General features: G+C 39.4%; 13 protein-coding genes. 6 read left to right on the forward strand and 7 right to left on the reverse strand.

Going from position 1 to position 12,989, the window contains the following annotated elements:
* Positions 1 to 142 precede the first annotated feature (142 nt).
* Complete coding sequence (locus RS893_RS04335; protein ID WP_315791864.1) at positions 143 to 664, forward strand: orange carotenoid protein N-terminal domain-containing protein; 522 nt, start codon at positions 143 to 145, stop codon at positions 662 to 664.
* Positions 665 to 1,016: 352 nt separating this feature from the next.
* A complete protein-coding gene (locus RS893_RS04340; RefSeq protein WP_315790033.1) occupies positions 1,017 to 1,436 on the forward strand; it encodes a nuclear transport factor 2 family protein in 420 nt (139 codons plus the stop codon).
* 41 nt (positions 1,437 to 1,477) lie between these two features.
* Here RS893_RS04340 and RS893_RS04345 read toward each other — a convergent pair whose 3' ends face one another.
* The 4 genes from RS893_RS04345 to RS893_RS04360 all read right to left on the reverse strand — a co-directional run bounded on the left by RS893_RS04345 (position 1,478) and on the right by RS893_RS04360 (position 5,325).
* Complete coding sequence (locus tag RS893_RS04345; RefSeq protein ID WP_315791865.1) at positions 1,478 to 1,918, reverse strand: hypothetical protein; 441 nt, start codon at positions 1,916 to 1,918, stop codon at positions 1,478 to 1,480.
* 389 nt (positions 1,919 to 2,307) lie between these two features.
* Positions 2,308 to 2,730, reverse strand: coding sequence for an ATP-binding protein (locus tag RS893_RS04350; RefSeq protein ID WP_016865833.1), 423 nt, complete (start codon positions 2,728 to 2,730; stop codon positions 2,308 to 2,310).
* Positions 2,731 to 2,733: 3 nt separating this feature from the next.
* A complete protein-coding gene (locus RS893_RS04355; RefSeq protein WP_315790034.1) occupies positions 2,734 to 4,404 on the reverse strand; it encodes a SpoIIE family protein phosphatase in 1,671 nt (556 codons plus the stop codon).
* A gap of 201 nt (positions 4,405 to 4,605) precedes the next feature.
* A complete protein-coding gene (locus RS893_RS04360) occupies positions 4,606 to 5,325 on the reverse strand; it encodes a response regulator transcription factor (RefSeq protein ID WP_315790035.1) in 720 nt (239 codons plus the stop codon).
* Between the two features lie 499 nt (positions 5,326 to 5,824).
* Here RS893_RS04360 and RS893_RS04365 point away from each other — a divergent pair, with 499 nt between their 5' ends.
* Positions 5,825 to 6,583 (forward strand): WecB/TagA/CpsF family glycosyltransferase, encoded by a 759-nt coding sequence (locus tag RS893_RS04365; protein WP_315790036.1) that lies wholly within the window; start codon positions 5,825 to 5,827, stop codon positions 6,581 to 6,583.
* A gap of 382 nt (positions 6,584 to 6,965) precedes the next feature.
* Entirely contained in the window at positions 6,966 to 7,715 is a 750-nt protein-coding gene (gene ftsE / locus RS893_RS04370) for a cell division ATP-binding protein FtsE (RefSeq protein ID WP_315790037.1), read from the forward strand.
* 63 nt (positions 7,716 to 7,778) lie between these two features.
* Here ftsE and RS893_RS04375 read toward each other — a convergent pair whose 3' ends face one another.
* A complete protein-coding gene (locus RS893_RS04375; protein WP_315790038.1) occupies positions 7,779 to 8,546 on the reverse strand; it encodes an armadillo-type fold-containing protein in 768 nt (255 codons plus the stop codon).
* Between the two features lie 180 nt (positions 8,547 to 8,726).
* Positions 8,727 to 9,344 (reverse strand): hypothetical protein, encoded by a 618-nt coding sequence (locus RS893_RS04380; protein ID WP_315790039.1) that lies wholly within the window; start codon positions 9,342 to 9,344, stop codon positions 8,727 to 8,729.
* Positions 9,345 to 10,068: 724 nt separating this feature from the next.
* Between RS893_RS04380 and RS893_RS04385 the strand changes: the two genes are divergently transcribed.
* Positions 10,069 to 10,989, forward strand: coding sequence for an alpha/beta hydrolase (locus RS893_RS04385; RefSeq protein ID WP_315790040.1), 921 nt, complete (start codon positions 10,069 to 10,071; stop codon positions 10,987 to 10,989).
* A 138-nt stretch (positions 10,990 to 11,127) separates the two neighbouring features.
* On the opposite strand, the gene RS893_RS04390 is transcribed toward RS893_RS04385, so the two are convergent.
* A complete protein-coding gene (locus RS893_RS04390) occupies positions 11,128 to 11,664 on the reverse strand; it encodes a DUF4330 domain-containing protein (RefSeq protein ID WP_315790041.1) in 537 nt (178 codons plus the stop codon).
* A gap of 424 nt (positions 11,665 to 12,088) precedes the next feature.
* Between RS893_RS04390 and RS893_RS04395 the strand changes: the two genes are divergently transcribed.
* Positions 12,089 to 12,949: a M48 family metallopeptidase gene (locus RS893_RS04395; RefSeq protein WP_315790042.1), complete on the forward strand. Its 861-nt coding sequence runs from the start codon at positions 12,089 to 12,091 to the stop codon at positions 12,947 to 12,949.
* The last annotated feature ends 40 nt before the right edge of the window (positions 12,950 to 12,989 follow it).

Consider the following 12,989-nt stretch of genomic DNA (forward strand, 5'->3'; position numbering starts at 1 on the left):
GCATACATTTGCTATTTTTTAGATGTGGTATTTGTAAATTTTATTTGCAATTTGTAAATAAATAATGCAATATGTATATCGAGAGCAAAACCATGCTTTCAGTAATTCCCAGCGTATAAAACTATCAACTTTTGGTGCGCTCATGACATTTACTACTGATTCAGCACAAAACCGCTTTTCCAACACTTTTAACTACAGCACCCAAACGGTTGATGCGGTTGCATCCACTGTAGCTGTATTTACAAGCTTGAGTGTAGACGATCAGCTGGCAGTACTTTGGTATGCTTATACTGAAATGGGACGTTCGATTACGCCAGCTGCTACAGGTGCTGCTCGTTTGCAATTAGCCGAAGGTCTGCTGAATCAAATTAAGCAGATGACTCATGCAGATCAGTTAGAGGTAATGCGCGATCTAGCTGCCAAGAAAAATACCCTATTCTGCCGTTCCTATGGTATCCTGAGCGCTAACACCAAGCTAGCTTTTTGGTACGAACTATCTGAATTGATGGTTAAAGGTTTTGTTGTTCCCATGCCATCTAATTATCAACTGTCTCGTGATGGTGTGCAGGTATTGGAAACACTAAAAGAACTCGATTTTGGTCAACAAATTACCGTTCTCCGTAAGGTCGTAACTGAAATGGGTGTTGACCCTCTCGCTGACTAAGTATTATGAAGGCAGGAGTCAGGAAAAAGCAAGTCAGATTTTTTGCACGCTTTCTTATGTATACACTTCACTGCAATCACTCAAGGTATTCTGACATCCTGCCTAGATTCTGTAAACATCTTTTCCTATCTCCCCTTATTTCCAACTACAAATTTGCTCTTTATATTCCCATCTGGGTAATATAAAGAGTATTTTTTTGGCTTGGGAAGTACAAAGTTGTAATTTTTTGAAACTATTACCTACTAACCACTAACCACTAACTACTAACCAATATAAAAAATACATCTCCAGCAACAGGATTAAATTGATTGTTATTTGTAAATTAATGTAAATATAATCTGGAGTTAATTTTATGGTTTTATCACAATCATCTGCAAATACTACACAAGAATTAATTATTGAGGGAATTACAGAACCAACTATCTTGCGTTACTTTCAATCCTTGAATGCAGGAGATTTTGATGCTACTGCTAATTTATTTGCAAATGATGGTATCATGCATCCGCCATTTGAATCTGGAATGGTAGGGCCAGAGGCGATCGCTAATTATTTAAAAAAAGAAGCTGTGGATATTAAAGTTTATCCTCGCGAAGGAATATCTGAGACTTTGGAAGAAGGTGTAATCCAATTTCAGGTGACAGGAAAAGCACAAACTTCTTGGTGTGGAGTCAACGTTTTGTGGCAGTTTGTCCTGAATCAGCAAGGAGAGATTCTTTACACCAAAATTAAACTGTTAGCTTCTCCTCAAGAATTGCTGAAAATGCAAAAATAGTAGTCAGTTGTTCACCACTAACCACCAACTACTAACAAATTCTAATTTTTTATTGCCGCCATTTGTTCAAAAGAGCGCAGTAATAGTCTTCGTCCCAACTCTATATCTTTGGGCGCACATTGCCAATCAGGATGTGCTGTCATCAGCAAACTATCCAAAGTTTCTTGATCAAATAAATGCCACACAGGAGCGCCATTGATTTCTGTTTCTATGGCATAGCAATTAGAACTAACACAGTGAATTTTACAAGTATCAGCAATTCTTGCCAAGGTCATTTTTTCTCCTGGTTGTAGCGAACGAAATTGCTGCATGACTTGCTTGAGTTCGCTTTTGGCAGACACAATCAGTCCAGGAAGCGCTATTGTGAAATTTTTGTCTCCATTTACCATAATCCAGTAGTGACGACTGGGGTCGATTCCTTCTAACCAAGGTAATTCATCATCAAGACGATAGCGTGGTGACAAACAAAACAAGGCTTCCATAGGTAAAACAGTGACTTTGTTGTGCAATATTTGAGTGAGATTGATCACCGGACACGTGCAAAGTCGATTGTTGAACTTGCGATCGCACCCGTCATACCCATAATTAATACCCTACCGACTCAAGCACACTCCCCAAAAATACTTTAGAAGTCGGCACTTGTGAAAAATGGACGGCAAGGTCATCTTAGCGATATTTTTATTTTTTGATAAATGTCACCTATAAATCAAATAAATTTAGCAAAAGTTATTAAACTAATTAACACTTCTTAATATAAAGGCTGCTCAAAAATGCACTTAGTATAAGCAAATTCTCTATAAGTAAACACTTTGCGTCCCTGTGCGCTCATCTTTGCGAGACTCTGCGTTTAAACTCGCTAATAATGTACTAATTAAGCAGAATCTGGCAAAGTCACTTCTAGCTTGAGACAGTTATAACCATCAACCTGTAACTTGTACTCAACTTTATCCATAAGACGATTCATAATTAGCCAACCATAACCACCTTCTTGTTTATCCGTAGGGCTAGGAGGTAAATAGTTGGATAAGTCGAAGCCATCACCACGATCCCAAATTTCCAAGGCTATATCTCGGTCTTTAAATTCTAAACGGATTAAAACTGGTAAAGAGGGCTGGTCTCTATGGGCATGACGCACGACGTTAGAATAAGCTTCTACCAAAGCAAGTCGTAGACGACTTGATTGCCGTGACCAATCTATCGATTCTTTGAACTGGATTTCCAAGCATCCCAACAACCAGTTTTCGACGATGCTTAAAAACTTCAAGTCGCTTGGTACATGAAGTTCACTTTTCATCATTTAAAAAACCTCCAGTGAGAGTATGGTCTGGTCATCTTCTTGAATATTATTGTCAGCCTGAATACGGGCTAACAAATGATTGAGAGATAGTGGTTGAGTTTCTTGTTGCAAGAGTTGCCAAAGACCATCAAGATGTAGCATAGAACGATGATTTGGCTTCAAACCATTCACTGAGTTTTCTACTGCATAACTCTTTTTTGTCACCATCGCCTCAGTAATCCCATCACTGGTAAACAATAGGATATCCTTGGGAGCAAGAAACAATTGCCCAAAGTCTGCTTGCCATTTAGGTAAAATACCCAAAGGAATACTGCGTATTTTTAGGTACTGGGGATTTTCTGTATCAGTTTCACGAGACCACAGCAGGGGATATATGTGACCTGCATTGGCATAAACAAGTTCTCTGGTGCTGGGGGTATATCGGGCTAAGATGAGAGTAATAAAGCAATTGCTACTAATTAAGTCATCACCTAAAGCTTTATTGAGATTTTGAATCACCATGTTTGGCATGGCTGGTGTTTCTTGAGATAATTCGCGGCGTAACACCGAGATTGCACTAGCCATAAACAATGCAGCAGGGACACCCTTACCGGAAACATCACCCACTGCTAACCATAAATCTCCTTTGGGATGGACAAACACTTCAAAAAAATCTCCCCCGACTTCACGGGCGGGGTAACAACGAGCTTGTACTTTTGCACCTTTGATATCAGGTAAGCTTTGACGTAGCAAGTTGTTTTGAATTTGACGAGCAATCTCCAATTCAGCCCGAATCTGTTGTTGTTTTTCCTGAAGACGTTGGTAGAGTTTTGCTTGGGAAAGGGCTAAAGCTGCTTGTTCCGCAACACCTGTAATCAGCTGAATATCTTCGTCTTGCCAAGGTTGCTCCCGTTCTGTTTGATGGAGAGCAAGAACAGCAAGGAGATGTTGCTGATAAATCAGTGGCAATGCCAATTGGTAACAAAGATTCTCATTTATAGTATATAGACTATGCTGATAATGCTGAGTTTTGAGAACTTGTTCAATCAACAATCTGGCATCGAAAGACTCACATGAACAAGGAATTTTTGGATCTAAGTAGGAGAATTCATCCTCTGTCAAACAATTGCTTTCTACTGGTCTAAGCAAGCAATAACTAGTTTCAAAAGACTGACCAATTGTGGCAACAATTTTCTCCAACATGCTGGAGTAGTCTAACGATTCACGTATTGCAGTAGTGACGGCATTAAATAATGATTCTCGTCGTAGGGCACGGCGTAGTTCTTGAGTACGCTTTTTGACTAGCTGATAGGTGTCTGCTGCTTGCTCAACAATTTCTTTGAGTCGATCCGGTTTCCAAGGTTTAGTAATGTATTTGAAGACCTGACCAGAGTTAATGGCATCAACTAAATCTTCAACATCAGTAAAACCAGTCAGTAAGATGCGTATTGTATCAGGAAAGCGCTCTACTGTCAAACTCAAAAATTCTGTGCCATTCATCTCTGGCATTCTTTGGTCAGAGATAATCACAGCCATTTCACCTTCTTTATCCAAAATTTCAAGTGCTTTCATTGCATGATTTGCTTTGTACACTTGAAAGTCTCGCCGAAAAGTACGGTAGAGTAGTTCTAGGTTATCCGGCTCATCATCTACCACCATCAATTTGAGTTTTTCCACATCTGTCTCAGTCATATTCGACTTCACTATTCCAGATATTTCAATGGCGAAATGGCGTAATCATATCTGTTACACCTAAATCGTCATTTGAACATTAAGAAAGACTGCATTCAGGGTAATCCACTCATTTTTAACACATATTTATGATAAAAAAGTAGTAATTCTACTGATTAGCGAATAGTGAACTAAAATTATTTTTCTAGTAATTTATCTAGCCTATCCGACTAATCCAGAACGCAAAGCCCTAACTGCTGCCTGGGTACGGTCGTCGGCACATAGTTTGTTTAAAATGTTACGAACATGTGTTTTGACAGTACCAACCGTAATGTATAACCTTTCCGCAATTACAGCATTACTACAACCTTCTACAATCAGTTGCAATACTTCTAATTCTCTTTCTGTGAGGATGTAGGGGTCAATTATATCTTCTTCAGTACCATTATTTTCTAAACTTGGCACTGAAATTTTAGTCTCTGCTGTCCCCTCTAATTTCAATGGATTTTGTTGTGCTTGTTGTAATACAATACGAGCGATCGCTGGATCAATCCAAGCATTGCCATTGTAAGTAACACGTACAGCTTCTGGTAAGTTATCGAACTTGATATCCTTCATACAATAGGAGTCAGCCCCAGCGGCAAAAGCTGCAAGAACGGCTTCTTTGTTATCACGCAGAGTCAAAATTAATACTTTTACTCCTGAATCTTCTCCGTTGGCAGATGCTTTTACCTCTCGTGTAAGTTCAATACCATCTTTATCTGGTAAACCGATATCTATAATTGCAATATCTGGTTGTATAGTTTTTAACAATTTTATACCATCAGCAGCATTAGCAGCTTCTCCCACCACTTCTATTTCTTCTTTTTGCTGTAGTGCTATTTTGATACCTACACGGGTGAGATCATGATCTTCTATCAATACCACACGAATTTTATTCATAGTCAATTCTGCCTGTTGCACTCTTAACTGTGTATGATTGAGTTTACTAAAAAGTTTTAGAAGATGGAGTGTGAACTATTTGCGAATTGAGAATTGCGAATAGCGAATCCTGAATTAGTTTGAGTTTAGCTACTTGATCCTGCACTAAAAATAAACTGACTTAAATCATGAGTTTGGACAATACTTTGATGTTGGGGGATGAAGATAAAGCCCTTTCTATTTTTACTTTTATGCCTAATGCTTTCTACCCTCATCTTGTGTTTTGAAATTTAATAGCAGTGTATTGTAAAACACTTTGTATTTAATAACACAATATAATACAATTAGACCTAAAGTATCTTGATCGGTATGGCAATCTACTTTTAGAAGGAATGTAGCGAAAATTATCTAATTAAAATTTGTGATATAAAATACGCATTTTTAGGGAATTCTCTATTTGCAAAAATTTGTTAGACTATCGTTCGATAAACATTGGTGTGAGGCTACTCAAAAGTAGGCTATGTTTAAACCGCCTAAAGTATTTTCGGTGTTGGGGCTACCAGTTCATATCATGACTGATTATCCAAGCTGGTTGCTGGAAAGCCTGAAGCAAGGCATGGGAGCGCATGTAATCACTCTCAATGCCGAAATGACTATGCAGGCAGAACAAAACAAATCTCTAGCTGAGGTAATCAAAACTGCTGAGCTAGTTATTCCAGATGGAGCGGGAGTAGTTCTGTTTTTGCGGTGGTTGCGACGGCAAAAAGTGCAGCGAATACCAGGAATCGAGCTAGCAGAGACCCTGTTGCGAGAACTTGGAGAAAAACAAACGGAAGCAAAAGTATTTTTCTATGGCGGTGCTACTGGAGTTGCTGCCGAAGCCGCAGACTTTTGGCAGAGGCAAATTCCGAGTTTGACTATAGCAGGTACACATTCTGGCTTCCATTCCCCAGCAGAAGAGGAACAATTACGACAAACTCTTGCTCAAGTTCAGCCACAAGTTATTTTTGTTGGTTTAGGTGTGCCACGTCAAGAGTTATGGATTGCCCAAAATCGCCATTTGTGTCCCCAAGCAATTTGGATCGGCGTCGGTGGCAGTTTTGATATTTGGTCTGGGACAAAAACTCGCGCTCCCGCTTGGTTGGGGAACAACCATTTAGAGTGGCTGTATCGCCTATACAAAGAACCTTGGCGTTGGCGACGTATGTTGGCTTTACCTAAATTTGCCCTGAAATCTTTGATTTATGGTTTGACAGTCAGAGAAGCTATAAGTCAGTAGATTCTTTGGGGAGATGGGGAGGTGGGGAGAGGGGGCAGTGGGGAGATGGGGGGAGTGTGAGGAGTGTGTAGACACGCAAGTGGCTTCCCGTAGGGTGGAGTGTGAGGGGTATGAGGAGTAGTAGCCATTAACCACTAACTACTAACCACTAACCACTTACTAACAACAACCAACAACCAACAACCAACAACTAACCACTAACTACTAACAAATAATCACTAATGTACAGACGCGATGTTCCTCGCGTCTCTACCCACTAACTAACAACAACCAACAACCAACAACTAACTAAAAAATTTCAGTATGGATAATGAGATTCCTGGGTAATATCTGGGAATCCTTATTTTATGAATGTTTATTTAGTAGGTGTGAAGAAATAGCAATGCCAACAGCAGTATCACCGAAAGTAGTGTCTGATAAATCTACTTATGCTCAAGACAGCGATACTCAACAGCCTAATAATAGGCTGATGGTGCAATTGCGCTCAACTACAAAAACATATCTCAATGGTCATAATGCTTTGTTAGATGTGAATTTGGCAGTAAAACAGGGTGAATTTTTGTTTATTACAGGTCCTAGTGGTTCTGGTAAGTCTACGCTATTGAAACTGCTGTATGGCGAAGAGTCATCAACACAAGGAGAGGTAATAGTTGATGGGTGTGATTTGGCTTGTTTAAGAGGCGATCGCTTATCATTGTTTCGGCGGCGGATTGGTATTGTGTTTCAAGACTACAAACTCATCCCTCAAAGAACGGTGGCAGAAAATGTAACTGTCGTGCTGCAAGCACAAGGATATACTCGTAAGGAAATTCAACGGCGTTTAGAACCGACATTAAAGTTAGTAGGTTTGTTGAATAAAACTGACTGTTTTCCAGAAAAACTATCTGGAGGAGAACAACAACGGGTAAGTATTGCTCGAGCAATTATCGCAACCCCACCATTGCTTTTAGCTGATGAACCAACTGGTAATCTTGATCCTGATAACTCCTGGCAAATAATGCAGATTTTTCAGAAGTTAAATTCCTTTGGAGCAACAGTAATTGTGACTACTCATGATGAGCAGCTAGTCCGACGATGTGGTCATCGTGTGGTACAAGTCCGTAACGGCAGATTACATCAAATTAGTCAATAGTCCAGTGTAAAGAGTCCAGAGTTAATAGTTTTTCACCATTGACGATTGACAATTGACCATTGACTAACAACTAATCCGATTTTTGACTTTTGCTTTGGTAGGTATTTTAATTGCCATAGGATTTGATGAAAGTGTTTGCATTCGTTCTAATGCTTGCAAGCTATCAAAAGCTGCTTCTCGGATTACTGGTTTTTCCTCATGACAAAGCAGGAGTCTCAAACATTCGCCAATACTTTGTAACTCGGAAGTATTGACCCGATTGTTGGTGATTAATTTGGTGAGGAGACGTATAGCAATTAATCGCTTGAGGGGCTCTTTTTCAGTGAGATTACTTAACAAGTTGTCTAACTGATTTTCATCTCGATTTCCGTAAGAGTTGACTATTTGCCATGTTAGTAAAAATAAAGTCAATAATGTGGCTAAACCTTGCAAAATAACAGCAGCAGCAAGCCAATGACTGTTAGAGTCTAACCAAATCACAACTGCCATGTACGTACTGAAGCAAGCTATACCACCGCTCATTACAGCTAGAGCTAATCGACGGTTAGGACTGTTTAAAAATTTTTTAATTTCAGACCATTGCAACTGCCAACGCCATGCTTGCACGGAATAAACAAACATCATTGTTCCAACACCCGCACTGCTGGCTAACAGCAGTTTCCAGTTCCACAACAGCATTGCAACTACTACAGTCAGGAACCCAAGAACGCCTCCTGGACCTCGAAAACGTTCTAGAGCTAACTTTTTTGTGGCTCCTGACTTGAACTCTGGAAGCATCCAATCGAGGATCTGGTCAATCAATTGCTGCCAAGAAGACGAAGCCTGTGCCACGGTATCTACCTACTTGATTGTGAAAGTTTAATAAATAAGTAATAATACCAAATGGAAATATGATTGCGACAGATGGATAGCTAAAAAGCTTACCCGGTAAATGTTTCACAATCTAAAATCCAACTTAGGGTATAATATCTATACAGAATACTCGAATTAGAGGTCTTGGCACAGATTTGATCACCGAGTTTTTATAAATTCGCTCTGAAAACAGAAACAGAAGTTATCAATGGTGAATTGACCATCAAAAGCGCAAAAAGTAACGCTGTAAATATCATTAGCCGTTACAGACAGTAAGGTATTGGGGGGAACGGCAGAATCGGAATTTGCTAAATTGGCCCCTGGTAGTACTGTTTGAGTTAACAGTTGGCGATCGCGATTATATGCACAAAGCACTAAACGCTGTGAACTCGTAACAAAAGCACTCACAAATTGGACTGGCCGCAAAAAAGTCGCTTCTAAATATCCACCTTTTGGCGCTCCCATCATTACCATCAAACTAGAGTCAGTGGGAAATGCAGGATTTGAAGGCTGGATGGCGATACAATTGTCAAAAACTATACCCCATTTTTGATACTGATGCTTGATAGCTTCAAAGCATTTTAAATCTTGTAAATTTAAATAAATACAGTTAGGTATAGCCACCTTTTCTGTGTCAAGTACTGTATGCATTTGACAGTGGAAAGATGAATCTACCATTTGATTGTGAATATTTTGGATATCAAAGTTATCAAGCATCAATTTGTGGTCTTCAAGCTTTGGTTTTTGATCAGATTGAAGACAAGCTTGCTTTAACATGACACCCCACCTAACGATTTTCTATAAAATCATCAAATTACTAAACTATAAAGACAAAAATTACCCTTACTAGACTCCACAAAGTCTTACTTTAAGAACTCATTGATTGGACAGTCAAGCAGAAATTAAAGTTAATAGTTATTTGCGATTTTGTTTACAAGTTTAACTGACACTCAAAATTATCAGTATTGTTTCTGATAGATTACCATAAATAAGGGTTAAGGGTCTCACCCCTCAGTAATACCTATTACTAGTATAAGCATCGTGATTATGCGATTTTCAAGCAACACAACCAGAAAAACCAGAAAAAAAATTACTGAATCTTCACAAGTGAGACAGTATTTTTACATCTACTTCACCAGAAGCGTTGATCAAGAAAATAATGATTGAATCTGTCTTTGGAGGTAGGTAGAGAGAGTGAGAGAGTGGGAGAGTGGGAGGTAGGGAATTTGGGGCCCCCACTCCCCCAAGGGAGTGGGGATTAGGGGCAATGGGGAGTGTGTAGACACGCAAGTGGCTTCCCGTAGGGGTGAAGTGGGGGAAGTGTGTAGACGCGCTTTGCGCGGCTTAAGGCAGGGTGGAGTGTGAGGAGTAGAGGAATTACCACTAACTACTAACTACTAATGTACAGACGCGATGTTCCTCGCGTCTCTACTAACTACTAACAAACAACAACCAACCACTAACCAATCAAAAATGACCATTGGCTCCTGAATAAAAATCTATGTTTATACCAGTAGGATTTGAACAACGCTCTGTGATTACCTCCTTAGGCAGGATGGTTTACTATACTGCCACTGGCTTACCTTGGCAGAAGAATAAAGTTGCTAGCGAGGAATTAGAGACTCTAGTGTTCTTGCATGGATTTGGTGGAGGTTCTTCTGCATATGAGTGGTCAAAAGTTTATCCAGCATTTGCCAGTGAGTATCGCATTTTGGCCCCAGACTTAATCGGTTGGGGTCGATCTGAGCATCCCGCACGCAATTTCACAATTGAAGACTACTTGACGACGATTCGAGAGTTTTTGCAGCAGACTTGCACTTTCCCTGTGAGAGTAATTGCTTCATCTTTGACAGCAGCGTTTACTATTCGAGTTGCGATCGCTCATCCAGAATTATTCAAGTCTTTAATTCTTACCATACCTTCTGGAATTTCTGACTTTGGACAAGATTACTCTCGCACTTTTTTTGCTCAACTCATCAGTATTCCTGTTGTTGATAGAATACTTTACTCTACTGGAGTAGCAACAGAAAATGGTATTCGTAGCTTTCTAGAGCAAAGACAATTTGCTCGCCCCAACCGGATATATGAAGAAATTGTCCAAGCTTATCTAGAATCAGCCAAGCAACCCAACGCTGAATACGCTGCCTTATCTTTCGTACGCGGTGACTTGAGTTTTGATTTATCACTTTACATTCAACAATTAACTATTCCGACCGCAATTATTTGGGGACAAAAATCACAATTTACTAGTCCGGAAATTGGGTATCGTCTTGCTCAAATGAATACGCAAGCGATTAAATTTTTCCAAGAATTAGAAGATGTAGGATTGACACCACAATTAGAACTGCCAGCAGTAACAATTGGTTTAATTAGAAAATTCTTACCTCTTTTAATGGAATCACCAACAGCGGTAACTTATTAAGAACAATACTTTAGAGTCAAATGCGAGATCCCCGACTTTTTAAAAAAGTCGGGGATCTGACTCCTTGCAACTCCTAAGAACTAATGAAACAGACTACTAGCTATAAAAGTGCCAAAAACCAAGTGTTGTGGTGCGGAACTAAGATTTATCTTTAATCCGCACATCAATCACGCTGGCATTGAAGTTGTAATTAAAGCCTTCTAATTCAAATGGCATTCCAATTTTGACTTTGCTATTACCTAAAACTGGACCATTTTCTGTTACTTGTGCTTTGCCTTCCAAAGTCAATAACATATCTGTACTAAAACTGTTTGATTTAGGATCTGGCAATTCTTTCACAGTACCATCCGGCTGGGGAACAAGTACAGTTCTAGGTAAAGGTTGAAGAGATTTGATATCTATTTTACCGTGAGGTTGATTACGAATAATAACATTTGTCTTACCGCCTTTTTTAAATCCTTGGCTATATAACTGTTCGGGGTCACGTACATTTAATCCTCGAACAATTAAATCTACTTCAATAGGTACTGTTTTAGTACCCACTTGGGCAACAGAACCAGTACTGCCAGGGAAGAAAAAGATGCCAAATATAACTAGCAAAATTACCAGTCCAGCACATATATCAAGGACATTAAATTTACCAAATAAACGACCTTTGGAATCTAAAATAGCCATAACTGCAATTTTCCTAAATCTAGTTTTTGACAGAAGAAAGGATGAAGGATGAAGGATGTAATTTTGTCATTCTTAGGACGTACGCAAGAGATATCCCAAACTCTTATTCCTACCCTGCGGGAAGCTGCTTGCACATCTACGTGTCCTACCCTTACGGGAAGGCACTTCGTATCTACGCGGTTCGTTTTTTGATGATTTTGCGTAAGTCTTGATACTTCACACTTCATACTTCAGCCTTCAGTTGACATGCGACAGTTTATCATGACCGCTGTTTTTAGTTGCTGCTGCCAAAAAACATCGGTTAAAACTGCATTATAGTCAACTCTGTAGTGACATCTGCATGAGAAATTTGTGATGCAACTTGTTGTATCCTGCTTGCGTCTGTTAGTTTTACGTTCTTCCTAAAGTCTTTTCAGATCAAATTATGAATAATAGGAAAAGCTTATCTATCTATTACAGTTTTTTTCGGCATCGTTTGTTTTATCCGTTGATTTCGGTGCTAGTGGCGCTGAGTATTTGTTTGAGTAGCGCCTTACCATCCCAAGCTTTTGATTGGGTTCCTCTAATTTTTCAAGGAGTCCAAGCACTTCAGCTTTCTAATATGTCTGATCGCCAGGAAGTTGAAGTTGGTAAACAAATTAATCAACAACTGCTAGACAGTGACGTTCGATTATATCGTGATGCCAATATTAATCGTTATGTGCAACAAATTGGTCAGCGATTGGTAGCAAATAGCGATCGCCCCAAGCTTCCTTTTACTTTCCAAGTAATTGACGATGATAGTATAAATGCTTTTGCCACTCTTGGTGGATTTGTATATATAAATACAGGCTTAATAGAAACTGCCGAAAATGAAGCGGAACTAGCAAGTGTCATGGCCCATGAAATTGGTCATGTTGGCGGTAGACATCTAATCAAACAGATGCGCCAAAAGGCGATTGACGAAGGTTTGTTAACAGCAGCAGGTTTAGACCGCAGTAAAGTAGTACAAATTGGTTATCAGTTAGCCCGCAATCTACCTGGTAGTCGTAAAAACGAATTTGATGCTGATAAAAGAGGATTAGCAACTTTGACACGTACTGGTTACAGTCAAGAGGCGATGGTTTCCTTTATGCAGAAACTAGTCAAAAAGGGTTCTGTGCCTACATTTTTGAGTACTCACCCAGCAACAGGTGATCGCATTGATGCGATTAAAAAGACAATCAATACTCAATCAAGCAATAGTAACTATGGTTTAGACAATTCTACATACAAGACCAATATCCAAGCATTGCTTAGGTCTTGAAGCGATTTTATTTTTGTGGATTGTGGATTGGGGTTTTCTA

The sequence above is a fragment of the Fischerella sp. JS2 genome, assembly GCF_032393985.1.
Lineage (GTDB): Bacteria > Cyanobacteriota > Cyanobacteriia > Cyanobacteriales > Nostocaceae > Fischerella.